Here is a 22,963-nt window from a genome sequence, read left to right on the forward strand (position 1 = left end):
CTGCGCGGGGACGACGTTTACAAGCTGGCAGCCAGGCTTACGCCTTCGGTCCGCCACCCAGCAAGAAGGCCAGTTTCTGCTTGGCCGGCTTGGACGGCGTGTTCGGCGCCGCGTCGAGATCCTTGCGTGGGCTGCTGGTCGGCTCGTAGGGCTTGAGGAACCACGGATCGACCTTCTCGCGGCGCGCGCCCGGACCGAGTCCGGAGCGCGGCGCACGCGCCGGGCCGCCACGATCGCCGCGTTCATCGCTGCGGCGGGCGCCGCGTTCGGCGTCGCGCGAAGCGTAGTCGCGGACACCCTCACGAGCGCCTTCGCGCGCGCCATGCTCACGACCACCCTCGCGACCACTCTCACGGCCGCGGCCGGTCGGCGCCACGAAGCCTTCCAGCGTACCGCGTGTAATGGTCTGCTTGATCAGCTTCTCGATGTCGGCCAGCAGGCGCTCGTCCTTGTCCGAGTACACCGACAGCGCGTCGCCCGAGGCGCCGGCGCGGCCGGTACGGCCGATGCGGTGAACGTAGTCTTCGGCGTTGTACGGCAGGTCGTAGTTGATCACGGCCGGCAGGTCGGAGATGTCGAGACCGCGCGCGGCGACGTCGGTCGCCACCAGCACTTCGACGCTGCCGTTCTTGAACGCGTCCAGCGCCGCCATGCGCTCCTGCTGGGTCTTGTCGCCGTGGATCGCCGACGCCTTGACGCCGCGCTTCTCGAGGTGGGTCGACAGGCGCGAGGCGCCGATCTTGGTGTTCGAGAAGATGATCACCTGCTTCATGTCGCGCGAGCGGATCAGGTGCTCGACCACGTCGCGCTTGGCTTCCTCGTCGACCTTGTAGACGATCTGCGTGACTTTCTCGGCGGTCGCGTTGCTGCGCGCGACTTCGATGGTCAGCGGATTGTTCAGGAAGGTGTTGGCCAGCTTCTTGATCTCGGGCGAGAACGTCGCCGAGAACATCAGGTTCTGGCGCTGCTTTGGCAGCAGGTTGATGATGCGCTGCAGGTCGGGCAGGAAGCCCATGTCGAGCATGCGGTCGGCTTCGTCCATCACCAGCATCTGCACCTGGCCCAGGCTGACGTTCTTCTGCTCGATGTGGTCCAGCAGGCGGCCCGGGGTGGCGATCACGATCTCGACGCCGCGGCGCAGGATCTCGGTCTGCGGCTTCATGTCCATGCCGCCGAACACCACGGTCGCGCGCAGCGGCGTGTGGCGGGCATAGGCCTTGACGTTGTCGGCCACCTGCACCGCCAGTTCGCGGGTCGGCACCAGCACCAGGGCGCGCACCGGATGGCGCGCCGGCGACATGCTGGCGTTCGCGTGCGGCATCAGCAATTGCAGGATCGGCAGCGAGAAGCCGGCGGTCTTGCCGGTACCGGTCTGGGCCGCGCCCATCACGTCGCGGCCTTCGAGCACCACGGGAATCGCCTGGGCCTGGATCGGCGTCGGATGGACGTAGCCCTGGTCCGAGAGCGCACGCAGGATTTCCGGCGCCAGGCCAAAGTCGGCGAAGCGTACCGTGGGAGCCTCGGCGGCGGCCGGCACGGCTGGCGCGGCGTCCGGTACGGCGGCGACGTCGTTGTTGTTCGCGTTATTGCTCGGAGAATCAGACATAGTTTTTGGTTGCATTCATTCGTTCAGCTCTACGATCGGGCATGTTCTCCCCATCGCGGGTCGAAGACGCGCAGCGAAGGGAGGAACGGGAATAAGCCGGCGGACGGAACTACCCGGCGGCAAGCCGGCCGGCGGGCCGAATAAAGCGGATGTAGAGACACTTTTAGCGGGTGACACGATACCCGAAATCGCCACCCATGTATATGCCGGCCTTTTTTGTACACAGTTTACCAAAAGAAAACGTATCCCTGCCGCAATGCAGCATAAGCCTGTTTACCCGGCGACCGTCTCACCGCGTCCAGCCACGTTGCTGGGCCGCGCGTTCGGCCACCGGATCGAGCACGGTGCCGGCGATGCGGGCGTCGATTGCCTCGCGCACGACCGGCGGCGGCTGGCTGCCGTCGACCCAGGCGGCCCCGCCGCCATCCTGGGCCAGCACCGGGATGCTCCAGCGCCCGTTTTTGAGGCAGGCCAGGCCGGCGGTGGTGTCGACCACGAAGCTGCGGCAATAGCCGCCGTCTTTCGCCACGAAGGTGACGCCGATGCGCACCCCATTGTCGGACGGCCCGGGACTGGCCAGCTGGCCGTCCAGCGCCGCCACCAGCGGCCCGCGCGCCACCAGGGCGCCATCGACGTGGTCGAGCGTGGCCAGGCCGGGCGCCTGCGCCAGGCTGTGCCAGCCGAAGGCGCCGACGGCGGCGCCCGCCAGCAGCGCCGCGCCGACCGCCACCCAGTGACGCTTGCACCAGTTACTGTAGGCAATCTGCGGCGGCGGCACCGTGCGGCCGGGGCGCAGGCTGTTGAGCTGCACCACCTTGGCGCCGCAGGGCGGCGCGCTGCGCTGCGTATGATTGGCATCAATGCCGTTGGCCGAGACGCCGATGCGTCCGTTGCGCGTATTGCCCTTGAGTTGCAGCTCGGCCCGGTGGTGGGCGATGCGCGCCGCCAGCACCGGATCGGCGCGCATGGCCCGTTCGACCGCCGCGCGCGCCGGTTCGGCGAGTTCGCCGTTGATATACCCGATGAGAAGATCGTCAGAAAATTTCATGCCGGGCCCCTGCGCTGCTTCCTTAAGAAGTAATCAAGCCATGTTCATCCAGCACGTCATGCAGCAATTCGAGCCGGATCACGGGGTTGTCGAGCATCAGCATATGATGCTTTTGCTGGTTCGGCAGCGGCAGCAGCTCGCACCAGCGGTTGGCCACCCAGCCGCAGTCGTCGAGCCGGAAGGGCGGCTGCACCGGCCAGCGGTGCTGGGGAACGTCTTGCAGCGAATTCAATATCCGGTCGAGCGCGTCGGAGGCGCCCTGCAGCTCGGATGGGATGTTCACGCTGAGGTCGTCCTCGACCAATTGCGCCTCGGCCATCCACAGGCCGTTGACGCGCTGCTCGGCGGTGACGACGGAAAAGCGCGCGCCGCCCCGGCACAGCACCTGCAGCAGGCCGGGTGTCTCGGTGGTGGTTTCGGTGACCGAGGCGATGGTGCCGGCGGCCACGAAGCGCTCCTGCTCGGCATCGGGCCGGCGCACTTCTTGCCCATGCGTCAGCAACACCACGCCGAACGGGGTGCCTTCGAGGATGCAGCGGCTGATCATGTCGAGATAGCGCACCTCGAACACCTGCAGCGGCAACACCCCGTCCGGAAACAGCACCGTACTGAGCGGGAACAGTGGCATGGAAATCGTCGACATGGCCCCCATGATGACAGAATCGGGGCCATCGCGGGTGTACGATTGCGGCTGGCCGGGGCCCGATTCGCAGCCTCCCGGCATCGATTGCTAGTCGTCCGGGGACATCAACGGCAGGTAGCGCACCCACTGGCGCAGGTCGTCCAGGCGCCAGCGAAGTCGGCCCCAGCCGGGGCCGGGCGCGTCCACCACCCTCACCCGCACCACCTTGCCGGCGACCGGCGGGCAGGCGTAGGTATACAGGCCCGCCTCGCCGAACGGCAGGCGCAGTTCACGCCCCGGGCCGATCTTGAGCGGGCCGAACACCACCGGCGCCCCGCCGTCGTTGCGCAGCAGCAGCACATCGCGCACGCCGCGCGTCAGGCGGATCTCGGACGGCAGCGTCAGCTCTCCCCCCACCGTGGACGGGAAGGCCAGCAGCAATTCATGGCTGCCGCCGCGCAAGGGGGCCAGCATGCCCAGCAGCAGCGCCAGGCCGCACAGGCCGGCCAGGGCAGTCAGCGGCCAATGGCGCGTCAAGAAGGACGAGAGGGTGGAATTCATCCCGCTTTCGCACTCTTGCAAGGCGGATATTTCAGATTAGAATGTTTCATTTAGTAAGGAGCATCCTTGTGCCCGGTTGACCAACTCCGTTGACAAAGGCGCAAAGTCGCGTGCGCCCCGTCAATCCAAGGATGCGTATGCTACGTAGTCCGGTCCCTCCGATCAACCCCGCCGCCCCGGCTGCCAAGCACAAGGACATGCAGCAGACCGCCAACCGCCCCCCAGCCCCGATGTCGGCCTCCGTTGCCGGCCACGCGCCACTCCTGATGGCGCTGCTGGTATTCGTGCTCACCCTGCTGGTGACCTTCAGCGCCTGGTCCAGCGCCCAGCGCAACGCCGAGGCCCAGCTGCATGAAGCCTTCGACTACCGCACCCGCGACATGGGCTACGCGATCGGACGCCGCCTGCTGGTCTACGAGCAGGTGCTGCGCGGCGCGCGCGGCTACCTGCGCGGCTCGGTCGACCTGAGCCGCGCCGAATTCTCCGAGTATTACGAGGTGCTGCGCCTGGACCAGTCCTTCCCCGGCCTCGAGGCGCTGGCGGTCGCCACCCTGATCCCGCCGGGCGCGCTCGCCGCGCACGAGGACAAGGTGCGCGCCGAGGGCTTCCCCAACTACCGCGTCCACCCGGCCGAGGGCGGCCAGCCGCAGACGGCCATCACGCACATCGAACCGTTCAACGCGCGCAACCTGCGCGCCTTCGGCTACGACATGTACAGCGAACCGGTGCGGCGCGCGGCGATGGCGGCGGCGCGCGACAGCGGCCAGGCCGCGCTGAGCGGCAAGGTGGTGCTGGTGCAGGAAGGCGGCGCCAGCCTCGATGCGGGCTTCTTGATGTACCTGCCGGTGTACCGCAGCGGGCGCGACGTCGACACGGTCGAGCAGCGCCGCGCGGCGCTGCTGGGCTGGATCTATTCGCCGTTTCGCATGAAGGACCTGATGGGCGGCGTGGGCGGCATCGCGGCGCCCCAGCTCGATGTCGAGATCTATGACGGCGACCACATGACCCCAAGTTCGCTGCTGTACCGCTCGCCCGGCGCCGACCGCGCCGGCATGCCGCGCTTTTCCACCGCTACCCGCATGGAGATGGCCGGCCGCACTTGGACCGTGCGGATGGCCTCCAGCGCCAGCCTCGAGGCCACGCTGGATCACGACCGCCCGCAGATGGTGGCCGCCACCGGCGTCGTGCTGGGAGCCCTGGTCAGCCTGGTGGTGTGGCTGCTGGCCGGCTCGCGCCGCCGCGCGCTGCAACTGGCGCAGGCGATGACGCTCGAGCTGCGCGAATCGCACGACCGCATCGCGGCCGACGAGCGCCGCTTCAAGACGATCCTCGAGACCGCCTACGACGGCTTCGTCGCCATCGACCGCCAGGGCCGCATCACCGACTGGAATGCGCAGGCCACGCGCATCTTCGGCCTCGACGCCGCGCAGGCGATCGGCAGCCCGGCCGAGCTGCTGCTGCCGGAAGAAAGGCGGGCCGCGTTCCGCGCGACGTTCGACGCCTTCGCGCGTGGCGGCGCCGGCCCCATGGCGGGCGAACCCACCGAGACCGAAGTGCTGCACGCCAGCGGCCAGAAGGTGCCGGTGGAGCTGGCGGTGGCCCTGCTGCCGCAGGGCGACGGCGTCGGCGCCACCGTGTTCGTGCGCGACATCACGCCGCGCCGCGAGGCCGAGGCGCGCGAGCTGCAGCGCCAGCAGCGCCTGGATGAAGCGCGCCAGGCCCTGGCCCGGGCCCAGAAGCTGGAAGCGGTCGGCAAGCTCACCGGCGGCGTGGCGCACGACTTCAACAACATCCTGCACATCATCAGCGCCAACGTGCAGCTGATGCTGCGCGCCGAAGGCCCGCCCAGCCGCAAGCGCCTGCACAATGTGCTCGACGCGGTGGACCGCGGATCGAAGCTGGCCGGCCAGCTGCTCGCCTTCGCCCGCCGCCAGCCGCTGCATCCGAGCGTGGTCGACGTGGCCCAGCTGCTCGAGCGCAGCGACAGCCTGCTGCAGCGCGCCGCCGGCGACGACATCGTGCTCGAACGCACCGCCGTGCCAAATCTGTGGCCGACGCTGGTCGATCCGAACCAGCTCGAACATGTGCTGCTCAACCTGGTGATCAATGCGCGCGACGCGATGGACGGCAACGGGCGCATCGCGCTGCGGCTGGCCAACCTGACGGTCGCCGCCGGCGCCAGCGAGCTCGAAGGCGAACCGGCGCCCGGCGACTACGTCATGATCACGGTCGCCGACAACGGCCATGGCATGCCGCCCGAGGTGATGGAACACGCCTTCGAACCCTTCTTCACCACCAAGCCCGAGGGCAAGGGCACGGGGCTCGGGCTGTCGATGGCGCACGGCTTCGTGCGCCAGAGCGGCGGCCAGATCCGGCTCGAGAGCACGCCCGGCGCAGGCACCACGGTGACCATCTACCTGCCGCGCCACACGGCGCCGGTACTGCCGGCGCTGGCGGAGCCGGATATCGGGGCGCATCCTTGAAGCGCGCTTTACCGTCTTACCCGACCCGCGTGCGGTAACTTCCCGAGATACGGTTCCGGCCATGCGCCTTGGCGTCGTACATCGCCAGGTCGGCGCAGTGCAGCAGCGCTTCGGCCGCCGCGGCGTCGCCCTCGCCGGCGCCGCAGTCGGGATACAGCGCGTAACCGAGGCTGCCCGAGATGCGCAGGGTGCGCTCGCCGTCGTCGAACGGCTGTTCCAGCCGCGCCAGGATGGTGGCAGCCACCCGCTCGGCGTCCTGGGGTTGCTGGCAGCGCGGCAGCAGCACCGCGAATTCGTCGCCGCCGACGCGCGCCAGCGTGTCCGATTCGCGCAGCGCCGCGCGCACCCGTTGCGCCACCATGTGCAGCAGGCGGTCGCCCACCGCGTGGCCATGGGTGTCGTTGACCGGCTTGAAGTTATCCAGGTCAAAGTAGACCAGGCCGACCTTGTAGCCTTCGCGATCCGCGGCCAGGATGGCCTGGCGCATGCGGTCGTGCAACAGCACGCGGTTGGGCAGGCCGGTGAGCGCGTCCTCGTGCGCCATGCGCCGCATGCGCTGCTCTTCTTGCTTCCTCGCGTCGATATTCGAGAAGGTGCCCACCATGCGCAGCGGCTCGCCGCGCTCGCCCCGTTCGGTGACGGTGCCGCGCGCCTCGATCCAGCGCCAGAGCCCGTCGCGCGTGCGCAGCCGGTGTTCCATCGCATAGTCGGCGGTGAGCCCGTCGATGTGGGCGCGCAGGGCCGCACGCACCGTTTCCAGCTCGTCCGGGTGCACCAGTTCGGCCAGTCCCTGGCCGCCGAACCAGGACACCGTGGGATGCTCGCTGTCGAGAATGCGCTGGGCGCTCGGCGACAGTGTCGCGATCCCCGTCGTAACGTCGCAATCCCAGACCCCGTCGCCGGCCGCGTTCAGGGCCAGCTTCCAGCGCGCCTCGGCCGCGGCCAGGGCCTTAAGCGCGCGCCGGCGGCGGTCGGCGGCGCCGATCGCCGCCCAGCCCAGCACGGCCAGCACCAGCGACACCACCACGCCGGCGCTGCGCATCACCGCGCGCTGCTGGGCGAAACGCGCCTCGGCGTCCGTCACCGCCTGGCCCACCGTGACCACCAGAGCGTATTCGGGCAGCTTGCGCCAGGCGTAGAAGCGGTCGATGCCGTCCAGGCGGCTCGCCTTGCGGAAGGCGCCGCTGGCGCCGGCATCGCGCGTCTGCGGCGCGTCGGGGATCGCCGTGCCCATATGGCGGTTGCCGTCCGCGCGCGAGCTGCGCGCGATCACGGTGGCGTCCAGGCGCATCAGGCTGACCGCCGCGTCCGGGCCGAGATCGATGCTGTCGTAGAAGCGCAGGAAGTAGTCCGGCCGGATGGCCACCGCGATCACGCCGGCCAGGCGGCCGTCCGCGGCGCGGATCGGCCGCGTAAACTGCACCACCCACTGCTGCGAGAGACGGTTGCGCTCGGGGCGGCTGACATAGAGCCGGTCGCCGCCGCCCTCGCGGTGGACGGCGAACTGGCGCAGGTCGCCCAGCGCCAGGCCTTGCGGCGCCGTGACGCCGCCGACCGCGGCGTCGGTGTACAGCAGGCGGCCCTCGGGATCGGTGACGGTGATGTGCATCGGCACCCGCAGGTGGCGCGCATGCTCGGCCACGCTGTGCGCGAAGCTGGCGGGGTCGCGCCGCCAGGTGCCGCGCAGCTGGACCAGCGACAGGTCGACCAGGGCGACGGTCGCCTTGACTTCTTCGGAAAAGGCGCGCGACAGGTTCTGCACATTGGCCTGGGCGCCGCTCTCGGCCAGGGCGGCGAAGCGCGCCTGCTCCACCGCCACGCCGCCCCAGACGACGGGCAGCATCAGCGCGAGGTAGAGCGCGAGCTGGCGCAGCACGCGCCGGCGGAAAAAGCCGCCGAACATGGCCACGATGGGGTAGGACGATGTGGAATGAGGCATGGAAGACGGTGGCCGGCGCGAGCCGGACGGCAATCGGACAGCAGGCGGAAAAGGAGGCCGGGCGTAGAACGATTCCTGCCACTGCCGAACAGACGCGCCCGTCGTCGAGCCGGCCATTATACCGAGTTAGCGGCCGTAAGTTGCAGAGCGGAACTTAGAGTTGCATATAGATATTCCCAACTGTTTCCTTTTTGCATAATCAGATCGGCAATAGTGCAAACATGACACCCCGCGGCGCCGGATGCTAGAGTGGCGGCATGAAATTGTTCTATAACGTCGTCGGGGTGCTGGCCGTCCTGCTGGGCATTCTCGGCATCTTCCTGCCGCTGCTGCCGACCACGCCCTTCCTGCTGCTGGCCTCGGCCTGCTTCGCGCGCGGCTCCGTGCGCCTGCACCGCTGGCTGCTGGCGCATCCCGTATTCGGCAAATACCTCGCCAACTTCGAGGCCGGGCACGGCATTCCGCTAAAAGGCAAGATCGTCGCCACCGTGATGCTGTGGGGCTCGATGGCGTGGTCGACGCGCCATTTCGACAGCGTCGCGATCCTGATCTCGATGGCCGTGATCGGCGCCTGCGTGAGCACCTATATGTGGTGGTATCTGCCGACGCTCAAGCTGCCGCCGAAAGCGGAGCCGAACGAGGAATCCCAGGCCGGACGTTAGAAAATTTCATGCATCCGCCGATTTTGTACTATTATTAGTTACATGAAACGCGACAGCAAACTTTCTTCCGTCCTCCATGTGCTGCTCCACCTGGCACACAGCGAGCGCCCGATGACCTCGGAGCAGATGGCGGGCATGCTCGGCACCAATCCGGTACTGGTGCGGCGCGTGCTGGCCGGGCTGCGCGAGCGCGGCTACATCAGTTCCGAGCGCGGCCACGGCGGCGGCTGGACCGTCACCTGCGACCTGGCCACGGTGACCCTGCGCGACGTCTACGACGCGGTCGGCGCGCCCACCGTGTTCGCGATGGGCAACCGCAACGAGCACAGCGCATGCCTGGTCGAGCAGGTGGTCAATGCCTCGCTCGCGGACGCCTTCCAGGAGGCCGAGGCATTGCTGGTGAAACGCCTGGGCGACGTGACGCTGGCCGACCTGTCGCGCGATTTCAATCTTCGCTACGACAACCATCCGCACAGGAGACCCGAGCATGAACATGCCCCTGGATGAATACGACGCCATCGTCATTGGCGGCAGCTATGCCGGCCTGTCTGCCGCCCTGCAACTGGCGCGGGCGCGCCGCAAGGTACTGGTAATCGATGCCGACCAGCGCCGCAACCGCTTCGCCAGCGACTCGCATGGCTTCCTGACCCGCGATGGCCAGCCGGCCGAAGCCATCGCGCGCGAAGGCCGCGCCAACGTCGCCGCCTATCCGAACGTGGCCTGGCATGACGGGCTGGCGCAGGGCGCGCGCCCGGATGCCGGCGGCTTCATCGTCGACCTCGATGGCGCAGACAGCGTGCGCGGCCGGCGCCTGGTGCTGGCCACCGGCGTGCGCGACGAACTGCCGCCGATCGAGGGCCTGGCCGAACGCTGGGGCAAGAGCGTGTTCCACTGCCCCTACTGCCACGGCTACGAACTGGACGAAGGCCGCATCGGCGTGCTGGCGAGCGGCCCGCTGTCGGTGCACCAGGCGCAGATGCTGCCGCACTGGGGCCAGGTCACCCTGTTCACCAACGGCGTGTGCCCGCTCGACGAAGCGCAACGGGCCGACCTCGCCGAACGCGGTGTGCAGGTGGACGAGACGCCGGTCGCGCGGCTTGCCGACCACGCTACCGTGGTGCTGGCCGACGGCCGGCGGGAAGCGATGGCCGGCCTGTTCACCTTCGGCCGCGTGCACATGGCCAGCCCGATCGCCGGGGACCTCGGCTGCGCCTTCGATGAAGGGCCCATCGGACCCTACATCCGCACCGACGAGACCCGCCAGACCACGGTGCCGGGCGTGTTCGCCGGCGGCGACGCCATGCGCGCCGCCAGCTCGGTGACGCTCGCCGTGGCCGATGGCGCGATGGCCGGCGTCGGCGCGCACCGTTCGCTGCTGTTCGGCCTGGCGCCGCAGCACTGAACTAGCAGGCGTCGACGTAGCGGCCACGCGCATCGGCCGGATAGCTGACCACGATCCGTTCGGTGTCTTCGTCGGCCTCGTAGCGCACCCACACCAGGCCGTCGCGCGACTCGAAGCGTTCCGGCGCGGTCGCCACCAGCGGGATCTGGTGCCAGCGGCCGAAGTCGGCCACCACCTGCTGGTCGCCGGCCGCAATCCCGAGCTTCTGGCCGTTGGACAGGCGGTAGACGCCGTCGATCGACTCGAGCACTTCGGCGTCGGGCGTCACCCGCTGCGGTGGCGGCCCGATGCGCGAACAGCTGATGCCGGCCACCGGTACCTGCATCTCTTGCAGCACCGGTGCGGCGCTCGCCGGCGCCGCACCCACCAATGCAACAAGACCAGCCGCGGACGCGGCCACAACGAAACTCGTACGCATATCGTTCTCCTCGGTCGAAGGCGGACATGGCCGCTCTATGGGCGGCGTTCCTGCCCCGTATGACACCGGCCTGCACCACGAGTTCTGGCAGCGCGCCGGCCAGGGCCGTGTTGCCGGATAATGGAGCCCGTCATCCCACGAGAGCATCCATGGAACTCATCTTCCTCGGCACGTCGTCCGGCACGCCGACCCGGCAACGCAATATGTCCGGCCTGGCGCTGCGCCTGCGCGGCGCGCGCTCGTGGGTGCTGGTCGACTGCGCCGAAGGCACCCAGCACCGCCTCCTGCGCACCCCGCTGTCGGTGATGAGCCTGCGCGCCGTGTTCATCACCCATATGCACGGCGACCACTGCTACGGCCTGCCCGGCCTGCTGGCCAGCGCCGGCCTGCTGGGCCGCAGCGACCCTTTGATCATCGTCGGCCCGCCACCGCTGCGCACCATGATCGAATGCATCATGCAGGCCAGCGAATTGAACCTGCCCTTCCCGCTCGCCTGGCTGACGCCCGACGACCTGGCGCATGGTCCGCTGCTGCCTGAACTTGCCGTCGACGCCACCGCGCTGTCGCACCGCATCCCGTCCTGGGCCTATGGCTTCACCGAAGCCGCGATCGAGCGCCGGCTCGATACCGATAAACTGCGCGCCGACCTGGTTCCATCGTCAGCGCTGTGGGGCGAGATCCAGCAGGGCCGCGACGTGGTCCTGCCCGATGGCCGCGCCATCAAGGCTCTCGACTACCTGCTGCCGCCGCGGCGCGCGCGCCGCATCGTGGTGGCCGGCGACAACGACAGCCCGGAACTGCTGGCCGCCAGCGCACAGGGCGCCGACGTGCTGGTGCACGAGGCGACCTATACCGAGGAGGTGCTGCACAAGATCGGCCCCGGCCCACAGCACAGCTCGGCCATGCGGGTCGCGCAGTTCGCCGAAGGGGCCGGCGTGCGCAACCTGGTGCTGACCCATTTCAGTCCGCGCTACCAGGAAGGCGGCCCGCTGCCGCTGGCGCTGCTCGAGGACGAAGCGCGCACCCGGTACAGCGGCAACCTGCTGCTGGCGCGCGACCTCGATCACTACGTGCTGGACCGAACCGGCGAACTGCGGCGCGCGGTCGAATAGACGCATTGCGTCCGGCATGCCTTGACGCCGCTATTGCTTCGCCGGCGTCAGCTCGATTTCCTGCACCTTTGGCTCGTGTTCGGGCGTAAGCGTAAATTTGACATCCACCTTGCCGCGCTCGCCGATCAGCGCAAAGGCGCCGCGCAATCTGTTCTCAGCGCTGATGGGGCCGACCGATGTGATCTTCCCGATCGGCTCCAGCTTCTCGCGCGCGTGCGTCATCCAATCCTCACGTGAGCGGTCGAGGAAGAAATTTTCGGCCGCGATTTTGCTTCCCAGCTGAGCGTCCCACGACTGCACCAGTTGCGCCACTTGCGGATAGCGTGCAGCCAGGATGGGCGACACGTCAATCGGCCTCGGACCAAGGTCGGCACGTTCGACCAGTATGGACAAGGCTTTTCCCGTGCGGCCGTAAACCGGGCCGTAGCGCAAGTTGGTAAAGGCAAAGACCCCCACTCCGTGGTCTGGCGAGAAATAGTATTGACTGCCAAAGCCGGGCAGCCCGCCCCCGTGGCCGACGGTCACGACATCGCGGCTGTCACGCAACACGCCCAGGCCGTAGCTGTAGAAACCCACACGCGGATTCGATGTCTTGCCATCGCTTGTGGTTGCCTTGGCGCTCAAGCCTTCAAATACCTGCGGCAGATGCATCTCGCGGACCGACGCACGGCGCAGCGGTCCGCGATCCGCATCGCTGCGGGCCGGCCAGGCATCCAGGTGAAAGGCGATGTAGTGCGCGAAGTCATCCGCAGTCGTGATCAGCCCACCCATCGCGGCGCCGTCGCCATCCGGCAGGATCGGCTCGGCCTCCCAGTGGTCGCGGACCCAGCGGTAGCCCAGGGCGAGCTTTCCAGGCTTGGCCTGGGTATATTCCCAGCGCGTATTGTGCATTCCCAACGGCCGCAGGATTTCGCGCGTGACGTAGTCCTGGAAACGCATGCCCGATGCCTTGCTGACTACCTTGCCCAGCATGATGTAGCCAAGGTTGCTGTACTCGAAGGTTTGGCCGGGAGCGTTGGAAAACGACAGCCCTGCACTGACCAGTTGCTCGATCCGGGCATTGGAGATGGCCATCTGGCGATCGCCCCAGGGATTGTCCTCGGGCAGCCCAGCGCTCATGGTCATCAGGTGGCGAATCGTCAATGCAGGCGAGTCCGTGGTCGGCAACGTGACGCCGCGCACTTCCGGCAGATAGCTGGACACCGGATCGTCAAGTCGCAGCTTGCCATCGTCGCGCAACTTCAGCGCTGCCATCGCTACAAAGCTTTTGCTCATCGAAGCGATGCGGAATTCGGTTGAACTGGTCGCGGGGATCTTGCGCGCGACATCAGCCAGGCCGAGCGAGCTGATATGCACCAGTTTGCCGTCCAGCACCACACCGTACACCAGGCCTGGAAGATGCTCTTGCGCGGAAAGGTCGGTGTACATCTTGTCTATTTCGGGAAGCAGCGCAGCGACACGTTCTGCGCGGCTCGGCGCCTGCGCCTGCGCGTGGCTATCCGCGACGGCGACTACGCCCAACAGGAAAGCAAGGAGGGGCAAACTACGGCAAAAATTGAGACGCATGCTGGCCCTTCCCTGGTAAACACGATGTTTTGGATAATCTCATGTTATTTCGCGAACCAAAGCTGATTCAATGAAATTAGTCCGAGTGATTAGGATGCTTGGCCTGCTCGCTCACCTGTTGGCCGTGTTTCGGCTTGCGCGAGCGCGCAATGCGCTCCTGCAGGCCGACGACGAACACGAAAAAGGCCGGCACGAACAGCACCGCCAGCACGGTGGCGGCCACCATGCCGCCAAACACGCCGGTGCCGATCGCATGCTGGGTCTCGGCGCTGGCGCCCGAGGCGAGCATCAGCGGCACCACGCCCAGCGCAAAGGCGAGCGAGGTCATGAGGATAGGCCGCAGGCGCAGGCGCGCCGCCTCCACCGCCGACTCGAGCAAGCCTTTTCCTTCATCGTGCAGCTGCTTGGCGAATTCCACGATCAGGATCGCGTTCTTGGCCGACAGGCCGATCACGGTGATCATGCCGACCTTGAAGAACACGTCGTTGGGCAGGCCGCGCAGCATCACCGCCGCCACCGCGCCGATCAGGCCCAGCGGCACCACCAGCATCACCGAGAACGGAATCGACCAGCTCTCGTACAGCGCGGCCAGCACCAGGAACACGACCAGCATCGACAGCGCCATCAGCAGCGGGGCCTGGGCCGCCGTTTCGCGTTCCTGCAGCGACTGGCCGGTCCACTCGACCGCGAAGCCGGGGCCCAGCTGGCCGGCCAGGCGCTCCATCTCGTCCATCGCCTCGCCGCTGGACGCGCCCGGCGCCGCGGCGCCCGCGATACGCACGCTCGGATAACCCAGGTAGCGGATCAGCTGCGGCGGCGCCTCGGTCCAGACGGGCTTGACCACCTCGGCGAGCGGCACCATGCCGCCGTTCACGTTACGCACATTCAGCGCCAGGACGTCGGCGACCTGCATGCGGGCGCTGGCCTCGGCCTGCACGATCACCTGCTGCATGCGGCCGGCGTTCGGGAAGTCGTTGACGTACACCGAGCCCATGGCGGCCGACAGGGTGTCGCTGATGTCGGCGAAGGCCACGCCCAGCACCTGCGCCTTGGCGCGGTCGATGTCGAGGCGCACGCTCACGCCGGGCGGCAAGCCTTCGGGATAGACCCCGGCCACCAGCGGACTGTTCGCGGCCAGCGCAAGCAGCTTGTCCTGGGCCGCCATCAGCGCCGCCTGGCCCTGGTTACTACGGTCTTGCAAACGCAGCGCGAAGCCGGACGAGTTGCCCAGGCCGTCGATGGCCGGCGGCATCAGGCTCATGATCATGCCTTCGCGGCTGGCGTTCATCGCTTCCTGCGCCGCCGCCACCTCGCCCTGGGCGGTGGCGCCGTCGCGCTGGTCCCAGTCCTTGAGCATCGTAAAAGCCATGGCCGCGTTCGGACCCGAACCCGAAAAGCCGAAGCCGAGGATCGCTTCGTTGTCGCCCAGGCCGGGGCGCGAGGCCACGTGCGCTTCATAGGCCTTGACCACCTCGAGCGTGCGTTCGACGGTGGCGTCGCCCGGCAGCTGGAACGAGGTCATGAAGTAACCCTGGTCTTCCTCGGGCAGGAAGGCCGACGGCAGCCGGCCGAAGGCGAAGGCCAGCGCGATGCCGATCGCCAGCCAGGCCAGCATCATGCGGCCGGCGCGTTTGACCAGCGCCGTGGTGGTGGACGAGTAGCGCGCCGTGAGACGCTCGAAGCCGCGGTTGAACCAGCCGAAGAAGCCCTTCTTTTCGTGATGGCCGCCCTCGACCGGCTTGAGCAGGGTGGCGCATAGCGCCGGCGTGAACGACAGCGCCAGGAAGGCCGAGAACAGGATGGCGACCGCCATCGACAGCGAGAACTGACGGTAGATCACGCCCACCGAACCGCTGGCGAAGGCCATCGGGATGAACACGGCGGTCAGCACCAGGGTGATGCCGACCACCGCGCCGGTGATCTCGCGCATCGCCTTTATCGTGGCCTCCTTGGGCGACAAGCCCTCGGTCGCCATCAGGCGCTCGACGTTCTCGACCACCACGATCGCATCGTCGACGATGATGCCGATCGCCAGCACCATGCCGAACATGGTCAGCACATTGACCGAGAAGCCGGCCATCAGCATCACCGTGAAGGTGCCCAGCAGCGCGATCGGCGCCACCAGCGCCGGGATCAGCGTATAGCGTACGTTCTGCAGGAACAGGTACATCACCAGGAACACCAGCACCATGGCCTCGAGCAGGGTCATCACCACCTTCTTGATCGAGATCTCCACGAACGGCGCGGTGTCGAAGGGCACGCTGACCTTCATCCCGGCCGGCATCGCCTTGGAGAGTTCGGCCAGGCGCGCGCGCACGCCGGCGGCGGTGGCCACCGCATTCGCGCCAGGTGCCATCTGGACGCCGGCGGCGGTGGCGACGTGGCCGTTCTCGCGGGTGCTGAAGCCATAGCTCTGCGCGCCGAGATCGATGCGCGCCACGTCCTGCAGCAACAAGGTGGAGCCGTCGGGGTTCGCGCGCAGCACGATGGCGCGGAACTGTTCGGGCGTGGACAGCTGGCCCTCGGCGGTCAGCGGCACCGTGATCTGCTGCCCTGGCGGCGCCGGCGCGTCGCCCACGCGGCCCGGTACGATCTGCGCGTTCTGGCGCGCGATGGCGGCCGTCACGTCGGTCATCGACAGGCTGTAGGCGACCAGTTTGGCCGGATCGACCCAGACCCGCATCGCCTTCTCGGCGCCGAACAGCTGCACCTTGCCGACGCCCTCGACCCGGCGCAATTCTTCGACCACGTTGCGCGCCATGTAGTCGCCCAGGTCAGTCTCGTCGAAGGCGCCGCTGTCCGACGTCAGCGCGATGAACATCAAGAAGTTTGAGATCGTCGACTCGACGATCAGGCCGTTCTGGCGCACCGTCTGCGGCAGGCGCGGCTCGACCGCCTTGATGCGGTTCTGCACGTCGACCTGGGCCATGTCGGGATCGACGCCGGGCCGGAAGGTGGCGGTGATCTGGGCGGTGCCGGTGGTGTCGGTCGACGACTCGAAATACAGCAGGTTCTTGACGCTGGAGAGTTCGCGCTCGATCAGGCCCACCACGGCGTCGTTCATCGTCTGGGGCGTCGCGCCCGGATAGACGGCGGTGATGCTGACGGTAGGCGGGGCCACGTTGGGATAGCGTTCCACCGGCAGTTGCGGGATGGCGATCACGCCCAGCAGCACGATGAACAGGGCGATCACCCAGGCGAACACGGGACGGTTGATGAAAAATTGCGGCATCGGTAGAGTAGCGGATCGGGCAAACGGCGATTGTGCGGTGTGCACGTTGGCATTCGGTTGCCCTTGTATGGAGATTCGATGGAGATGACCGCGCAATCGGGCGCTGGACCGGCCCTGGTGCTGATCGCCGAGGACGACGACGAGATCGCGGTCATCCTCACCGCCTATTTCTCGCGCGGCGGCTTTCGCACGCTGCGCGCGCAGGATGGCCGCCAGGCGCTCGAACTGCACCTGACGGCGCGGCCCGACCTGGTGCTGCTCGACGTGCAGATGCCAGGCCTCGACGGCTGGATGGTGCTGTCCGAGATCCGCCGCCGCGGCGGCACGCCGGTGATCGTGGTGACGGCGATGGACCAGGACGTCGACAAGCTGACCGGCCTGCGCATCGGCGCCGACGACTACGTGGTCAAGCCCTTTAACCCGGCTGAGGTGGTGGCGCGCGCGCAGGCGGTGCTGCGCCGCACGCTGGCCCATGTCGCGGGCAATGGGGCGTCCGTGATCCGCGTCGACGACCTCGTCATCGACCTGGACAAGCACGAGGTTGCGCTGGCCAACGGCCAGGGGGCGGCCCTGAACCTGACCCTGACCGAATTCAAGCTGCTGGCCTATCTGGCGCGCTCGCCGCGCCAGGTGTTCAGCCGCATCGACCTGCTCACCCACTGCCTGCCCGAGGGCGACACACTGGAACGCACGGTCGACAGCCACGTCAGCAAGCTGCGTCGCAAGCTCGAAGAGGCGGGCGTGGCCGACGTGCCGCGCGGGATCCGTGGCGTCGGCTACAAGTTCGGCGGCAAGACGTGAAACCCGTCCATGGCCTGAGCCGCCAGATCGTGCTGACCATGACGCTGCTGGTGCTGAGCGTGGTGGTGGCGATCACGGTCGGCTCCTACGTCTTTTACTTCGTGATGTTCGCCTATGCCCCCGCCCATTTGGCCCCGGCCGGCGCCTGGATGCCCTCGGGCCCCGAATGGGGCTGGATCGTGCTGTCGACCTTGAGCGCGGTGGTGCTGGCGGTGTTCGCCGCCGCCAAGCTGTCGCGCCGCATCCTGGCGCCATTGACGTCGGTCGCGGGCAGCCTGCGCCGGGTGTCGAACGGCGACTTATCGGCGCGCGCGACCAGCGACGACCGATCATTGGGCGAGGCGTCGCTGCTGGTGGAAGACTTCAACCTGATGGCCGAACGCCTGGACCGGATGGCGCAGGAACAGGTGTTCTGGAATGCCGCCATCGCCCACGAGCTGCGCACCCCGATCACGATCCTGCGCGGCCGCATGCAGGGCCTGGCCGAAGGCGTGTTCGAGCCAAGCGAAAAACTGTTTCGCAACCTGCTGGCCCAGGTCGAGAACCTGGGGCGGCTGATCGAGGACTTGCGGGTGGTCGGCCTGGCCGACAGCGGCCACTTGACCCTGCAGGTGGGACGCTGCGACCTGGCGGCCGAGATCCGCGACGTGCTGGCCCTGACCGAACCGGACCTGCGCGCAAAAGGCTTGTCACCCGCGTTGCGGCTGCAGGAAGGCGTGGTCGAATGCGATCCGGCGCGCATGCGCCAGGCCTTGCTGGCGCTACTGGAAAACGCGCGCTGCCATGCGGCGCCTGGGTCGCTCGAGATCGCTCTGGCATGGGGCGGCGGCGAATGCCGGCTCAGCGTGACGGACAGCGGGCCGGGGATCGATCCGGCGTTCGCGTCGAAGCTGTTCGACGCTTTCCAGCGCGGCGATGCGGCGCGCCTGCAGGGTGGCTCGGGCAGCGGGCTGGGATTGGCCGTGGTCAGGGCGATCGCGCTGGCGCATGGAGGGGAGGCGCGCTGTTATCCGATGGGCGGCGGGACTTGCTTCGCGCTGGCGTGGCCGGATAGAGGCTGACTAAAACACGTCGTTACCTCCACCGGAGGTAACGACTTCCCGCCAAGGCGCCCGGCGAGGGCGGGAACGACGTCGGCACACGCTAACGGCCAGCATTTCCATTCCATCAGCCAACCCATTCCCTGCGCATGCTGATCGATTCGGCATGCGCGGCCGGCGCCCGTCTGCCCGGCTTGTGCGGCGCCAAAGCCAGCGTACGGCGACGGCGTAAGTTGATCGACGGGCCCGCCAAATCGACGCAAGCCCTTGTTTAACAAGGAGAATTGTTATGCGGCACACGCCTCATCGCATCGCGCTGTTCCTGCTGTCCTTCGCCGTGGCCGGCGCCGCCTGCGCCTACCCCGAGTACCGGGTGACGATCGTCGGACCGCCCGGCAGCAGCGCCGCCGACATCAACCAGGCCGGCGCCGTGGTCGGCAGTTATCCGGTGGGCGGCGCCACCCACGGCTTCATCAACCGCGGCAACGGCCTGGTCAGGCTGGGCGCGCTGGGCACGTCGAGCGGCGCGGTAGCCGTCAACGACAAGGGCGAGGTCCTCGGCAACTGGGTCGGCGCCGGCGGCCAGCTGCGCGGCTTCATCTATTCGTGCGGCAGGCAGCGCGATATCGGCGTGATCGGAAGCGGCTCGGTCTACAGCGACATCAACAATGCGGGTTATACGATCGCCACCAGTTACACCGACAGCGACCCGAGCGGCTACCTGCGCGCGCCGAACGGCCGCTTGACGGCCATCGGCCACCTGCCGGTCGAGCACCCGATCACCCAGGTCTACGCGCTGAACAACCGCAACCAGGTCGCCGGCAAGTCGGGGCCGCTGGCGTTCCCGGAGCAGCCGTACCGCGCCGTCATCTGGACCAAAGGCACGCTGCGCGACCTGGGCGACTTCGGGCTGACGCCCAACAGCGCCAATGCGATCAACGACCGTGGCCAGGCCACGGGTTTCGCCGCGGTCCTCGCCGGCGGCGTGCACGACCGCGTGGCCTACCTGTACAGCAATGGACGCCTGGAGAGCATCGATAACCGCACCGCCATCGAGCCGAGGTATAGCGAAGGACTGGGCATCAACAACCATGGCCATATCGTCGGCTACAGCGACCACCTGCAGGGCTTCGTCTGGCGCGGCAAACGGATGCAGGGCCTGAACGCGCTGGTCGATCCCAAAGCCGGCTGGAACATCACGGGAGCACAGGCCATCAACAATGCCGGCCAGATCGCCGCCACCGCCATCCGCAACGGCGTGCAGTATGCGATCCGGCTCGACCTGATCCGGCCGCACGGCCTGGCGGATCCGGCGCTGGATGCCGACCAGACGGCCGAGGTGGCGGCGACCAAGGCGCAATCGTCGGCGCAGGCGGCGGCTTTGGCGCGGGCCGAGGCCGAAGCGCAGGCGCGCGAAATCGTGCAACCGGTCGCGCAATGAGGCCGCCACTCTCATCCATCGAGGAGATCGTCATGTATCTGCATCATCGCCTGTCGCTGGTCCTGCTCTCGTTCACCGTGGCCGGCGGTGCTTGGGCCTACCCAGAATACCGGGTGACGGTGGTCGGCCCGGCCAACAGCTGGGCCTATGGCATCAACAACGCCGGCGTGGTGGTCGGCGACTATCCAGTCGGCGGCGACCGGCGGCGCGCCTTCCTCAACCGCGGCAAGGGCCTGGTCGACCTGGGCGCCCTGAAAGGCGTGTGGAGTTCGGCCAGTGGCATCAACGATCGCGGCGAAGTGGTCGGCAACTGGCGCAGCGCCGACGGGCGCCAGCGCGGCTTCATCTATGCCTGCGGCAAGGCGCGCGATATCGGCACGATTTCCGGCAAGGTCACCGGCTACAGCGACATCAACGATGCCGGCTACATCACCGCCTCCGGCCGCAATCCGGACACCGGTGAAACGCTCGGTTACCTGCGCGCGCCGAACGGCGCCTTCACCCACCTTGGCGCGATTGCCTGGGACGGCAGCGGCGCACCGGAGACCGTCCCCGCCGCGCTCAACAACCGCAACCAGATCACCGGCCGGTCCGGGCGCTTCAACACCCCGGAGCCGGGATACCGCGCCTTCGTCTGGAACGACGGCACGATCCGCGACCTGGGCGACCTGGGTTCGACGCCCAACACGGGACACGCGATCAACGACCGTGGCCAGATCACCGGCCAGGCCTACCTGCCGGCCGGGCCGCGCGACAGCGTGGCGTTCCTGTACAGCCACGGACGCATGGTCGGCATCGACGATCGACCGGCGACCGAGTACAGGTTCAGCGCCGGCGCCGGCATCAACAACCGCGGCCACGTGGTCGGCACCAGCGACCACCTGCGGGGCTTCATCTGGCGCGGCAAGCGCATGGAGAGCCTGAACGCGCTGATCGATCCGGCATCGGGCTGGGACATCAACAACCCGGTCGCCATCAATGACGCCGGCCAGATCGCGGCCGTCGCCGACCGCAACGGCGTGCGCTACGCAGTGCGCCTGGACCTGATCCGCCCACACGTCGATGCGCCGCCGGCGCTGGACCCTGAAGCCCGGGCCGAGCTGCTGGCCTTCCCGGCGTCGCCGGCCCTGGAGGCGGCGCTGGCCAAGGCCGAGGCGCAGGCCCAGGAGCGCGAGGTGGCGCGGCCGGTCGCGCAGTAGGTGTCCCCTCTCATTACCAACCCAAGGAGCTCGTCATGTACTTGCGTCATCGCCTGTCACTGGTCCTGATGTCGTTCACCATGGCCGGTGCTGCCTCGGCCTACCCCGAGTACAAGGTCACGGTGGTGGGGCCGGCAAACAGCACGGCCGCCGACATCAACAGCGCCGGCGTGGTGGTCGGCTACTATCCGTATTCCGCAACGGTCAATCATGCCTTCCTCAACCGCGGCAAGGGCCTGGTCGATCTGGGCACATTGAAAGGAACGGCCAGTGTCGCCGTCGCCATCAACGACAAGGGTCAGGTGCTGGGCCAGTGGACCACCAGCGGCGGCCAGCAGCGCGGCTTCGTCTACGACTGCGCCACATTGCGCGACATCGGCGTCATCGGCGGCAGGTTCACCACCTGGCGCGACATCAACAATGCCGGCTACATCACCGCCTTCGCGTCGGATACGCCCATCAATGAAGGCATCAGCAGCTTCCTGCGCGCGCCGAATGGCGCGCTGACGGATATCGGCGACCTGCCCAACGACTTCCCCGGCACAAATCCGATCACCTTCTCCGCTTCCCTCAACAACAAGAACCAGATCGCCGGCGAATCCGGACCGCTGACCTTCCCCGACCAGCCGCTGCGTTCCTTTATCTGGACCAAGGGCAAGCTGCGCGACCTGGGCGACTTTGGCTGGACGCCCAACGGCGCGCTGTCCATCAACGACCGCGGCCAGGCCACCGGCTATGCCGGGGTGCCGACCTTCTTCCGTAACCGGGTCGCCTTCCTGTACAGCCGCGGGCGCATGATCGACATCGACGGCCGCCCGCCTACCGTGGAGCGCTCGAGCGGAGGCACCGGCATCAACAACCGCGGCCACATCGTCGGCGACAGCGATCACCTGTCCGGCTTCATCTGGCGCGGCAAGAAGATGCAGAGCCTGAACGCGCTGATCAATCCCGCCTCGGGGTGGGACATCCGCGATCCCCGGGCCATCAACGATGCGGGCCAGATCGCGGCCAATGCCTATCGCAACGGGGTACGGTATGCGGTGCGGCTCGACCTGATCAAGCCGCACGCGGATGCGGTGCCGCCTGCCGAGCATGACGAGGAGCCGTCGGTGGAGGCGCCGTCGTCGCCGCAGGCCGCCGCCAAACGGGCGCAGGAAGAAGCCGAGGGCATCGCGAAGGAGGTGGCCAAACCTGTGGCCCAGTAATTCAACCCGCTTCGGTGGGGCCGGCGGCGTCGGCCCTGGCCGCCTTGACCCGCCGGAGCGCGGTCTCCGGGTCCAGGCCCGCCATGATCAGGTTGATGATCTCGTGCTTGTCTTCCTGCCCGATCCACTCGCACTCCTTGCGGTGCGAGCAGAAATAGGCGTACCAGGACACATCGGCCGGGCGCTCCTTGCGCGGCTTCAGGCGCGCCGGCACGGCGGCCCGCTGCGCGCTGGCGAACGCCGGCAGTTGCGCATCGGCGCTCGACCAGTCGAATGCGGCGGCGGCGCGCCGGTCGGCGTCCCAATCGCCGGCGTATCCTGTGGCCGGCAGCATGCTCTCCTGGTCGACTGCAAGACTCGACAGCCGGGGACAGGCATGCGCGGCGCAGAAGGCGTCGACGAAGCGCAGCTTCATGCCGATGCCGATCGGAACCGCCCGGCCGAGCACCAAGTCTTTCGGGTGCAGCGAGCGCGCCAAGGTCAGCAAGTCCTTGTAGCCGATCGGCGCGCCCTGGCTTGAGCCTGCGTGGTGCGCCAGCGCTTCGTAGACGCGCATGCCGACCTCGATATCGTTGACGGTGATTTGCTGCTCTGCTCTGGCGTTGCCGGTCATGCGCGCCTTCTCG

General features: G+C 68.0%; 19 protein-coding genes. 10 read left to right on the forward strand and 9 right to left on the reverse strand.

Annotated features, from left to right (window positions below; all coding sequences use genetic code 11):
* Positions 1–37: 37 nt before the first annotated feature.
* The 4 genes from AC3A6F_RS24700 to AC3A6F_RS24715 all read right to left on the reverse strand — a co-directional run bounded on the left by AC3A6F_RS24700 (position 38) and on the right by AC3A6F_RS24715 (position 3,837).
* Entirely contained in the window at positions 38–1,606 is a 1,569-nt protein-coding gene (locus AC3A6F_RS24700; RefSeq protein ID WP_487686342.1) for a DEAD/DEAH box helicase, read from the reverse strand.
* A gap of 289 nt (positions 1,607–1,895) precedes the next feature.
* The gene (locus tag AC3A6F_RS24705) at positions 1,896–2,654 is read right to left on the reverse strand and encodes a hypothetical protein (protein ID WP_487686345.1); all 759 of its coding nucleotides are present in this window, start codon (positions 2,652–2,654) and stop codon (positions 1,896–1,898) included.
* A gap of 22 nt (positions 2,655–2,676) precedes the next feature.
* A complete protein-coding gene (locus tag AC3A6F_RS24710; RefSeq protein ID WP_487686348.1) occupies positions 2,677–3,297 on the reverse strand; it encodes an LON peptidase substrate-binding domain-containing protein in 621 nt (206 codons plus the stop codon).
* Between the two features lie 87 nt (positions 3,298–3,384).
* Positions 3,385–3,837, reverse strand: coding sequence for a hypothetical protein (locus AC3A6F_RS24715; protein WP_487686349.1), 453 nt, complete (start codon positions 3,835–3,837; stop codon positions 3,385–3,387).
* Positions 3,838–3,974: 137 nt separating this feature from the next.
* Between AC3A6F_RS24715 and AC3A6F_RS24720 the strand changes: the two genes are divergently transcribed.
* Entirely contained in the window at positions 3,975–6,320 is a 2,346-nt protein-coding gene (locus AC3A6F_RS24720; RefSeq protein WP_487686351.1) for a CHASE domain-containing protein, read from the forward strand.
* 16 nt (positions 6,321–6,336) lie between these two features.
* Here the strand turns inward: AC3A6F_RS24720 and AC3A6F_RS24725 are convergent, their stop codons facing one another.
* On the reverse strand, positions 6,337–8,259 hold the full coding sequence (locus AC3A6F_RS24725; RefSeq protein WP_487686352.1) for a sensor domain-containing diguanylate cyclase: 1,923 nt from the start codon (positions 8,257–8,259) through the stop codon (positions 6,337–6,339).
* Between the two features lie 257 nt (positions 8,260–8,516).
* Between AC3A6F_RS24725 and AC3A6F_RS24730 the strand changes: the two genes are divergently transcribed.
* The 3 genes from AC3A6F_RS24730 to AC3A6F_RS24740 are packed head-to-tail and all read left to right on the forward strand — an operon-like array spanning position 8,517 to position 10,323.
* Positions 8,517–8,921, forward strand: a complete 405-nt coding sequence (locus tag AC3A6F_RS24730; RefSeq protein WP_487686354.1) for a YbaN family protein — start codon at positions 8,517–8,519, stop codon at positions 8,919–8,921.
* Between the two features lie 42 nt (positions 8,922–8,963).
* A complete protein-coding gene (locus tag AC3A6F_RS24735; RefSeq protein WP_487686356.1) occupies positions 8,964–9,428 on the forward strand; it encodes an Rrf2 family transcriptional regulator in 465 nt (154 codons plus the stop codon).
* The gene (locus AC3A6F_RS24740; protein WP_487686399.1) at positions 9,415–10,323 is read left to right on the forward strand and encodes an NAD(P)/FAD-dependent oxidoreductase; all 909 of its coding nucleotides are present in this window, start codon (positions 9,415–9,417) and stop codon (positions 10,321–10,323) included. Before AC3A6F_RS24735 ends, AC3A6F_RS24740 begins: the two co-directional genes overlap by 14 nt.
* 1 nt (position 10,324) lies before the next feature.
* Here the strand turns inward: AC3A6F_RS24740 and AC3A6F_RS24745 are convergent, their stop codons facing one another.
* Positions 10,325–10,741: a hypothetical protein gene (locus AC3A6F_RS24745; protein ID WP_487686358.1), complete on the reverse strand. Its 417-nt coding sequence runs from the start codon at positions 10,739–10,741 to the stop codon at positions 10,325–10,327.
* A gap of 149 nt (positions 10,742–10,890) precedes the next feature.
* Between AC3A6F_RS24745 and AC3A6F_RS24750 the strand changes: the two genes are divergently transcribed.
* Positions 10,891–11,853 (forward strand): ribonuclease Z, encoded by a 963-nt coding sequence (locus AC3A6F_RS24750; protein ID WP_487686360.1) that lies wholly within the window; start codon positions 10,891–10,893, stop codon positions 11,851–11,853.
* Positions 11,854–11,883: 30 nt separating this feature from the next.
* On the opposite strand, the gene AC3A6F_RS24755 is transcribed toward AC3A6F_RS24750, so the two are convergent.
* Together AC3A6F_RS24755 and AC3A6F_RS24760 are read right to left on the reverse strand one after the other, a co-directional pair.
* Positions 11,884–13,419, reverse strand: coding sequence for a serine hydrolase domain-containing protein (locus AC3A6F_RS24755; protein WP_487686362.1), 1,536 nt, complete (start codon positions 13,417–13,419; stop codon positions 11,884–11,886).
* A gap of 76 nt (positions 13,420–13,495) precedes the next feature.
* A complete protein-coding gene (locus AC3A6F_RS24760) occupies positions 13,496–16,651 on the reverse strand; it encodes a multidrug efflux RND transporter permease subunit (RefSeq protein ID WP_487686364.1) in 3,156 nt (1,051 codons plus the stop codon).
* A 78-nt stretch (positions 16,652–16,729) separates the two neighbouring features.
* Between AC3A6F_RS24760 and AC3A6F_RS24765 the strand changes: the two genes are divergently transcribed.
* From AC3A6F_RS24765 to AC3A6F_RS24785, 5 genes are all read left to right on the forward strand, one after another.
* Positions 16,730–17,452: a response regulator gene (locus tag AC3A6F_RS24765; RefSeq protein ID WP_487686366.1), complete on the forward strand. Its 723-nt coding sequence runs from the start codon at positions 16,730–16,732 to the stop codon at positions 17,450–17,452.
* A gap of 38 nt (positions 17,453–17,490) precedes the next feature.
* Positions 17,491–18,513, forward strand: coding sequence for an ATP-binding protein (locus AC3A6F_RS24770; protein WP_487686401.1), 1,023 nt, complete (start codon positions 17,491–17,493; stop codon positions 18,511–18,513).
* A gap of 268 nt (positions 18,514–18,781) precedes the next feature.
* The gene (locus tag AC3A6F_RS24775; RefSeq protein ID WP_487686368.1) at positions 18,782–19,933 is read left to right on the forward strand and encodes an HAF repeat-containing protein; all 1,152 of its coding nucleotides are present in this window, start codon (positions 18,782–18,784) and stop codon (positions 19,931–19,933) included.
* A gap of 32 nt (positions 19,934–19,965) precedes the next feature.
* A complete protein-coding gene (locus tag AC3A6F_RS24780; protein ID WP_487686370.1) occupies positions 19,966–21,132 on the forward strand; it encodes an HAF repeat-containing protein in 1,167 nt (388 codons plus the stop codon).
* 35 nt (positions 21,133–21,167) lie between these two features.
* Positions 21,168–22,337, forward strand: coding sequence for an HAF repeat-containing protein (locus tag AC3A6F_RS24785; RefSeq protein WP_487686372.1), 1,170 nt, complete (start codon positions 21,168–21,170; stop codon positions 22,335–22,337).
* Position 22,338: 1 nt separating this feature from the next.
* On the opposite strand, the gene AC3A6F_RS24790 is transcribed toward AC3A6F_RS24785, so the two are convergent.
* Positions 22,339–22,950 (reverse strand): hypothetical protein, encoded by a 612-nt coding sequence (locus AC3A6F_RS24790; RefSeq protein ID WP_487686373.1) that lies wholly within the window; start codon positions 22,948–22,950, stop codon positions 22,339–22,341.
* Between the last annotated feature and the right edge of the window lie 13 nt (positions 22,951–22,963).

It is taken from the genome of Massilia sp. Soil_C_3, assembly GCF_057657035.1.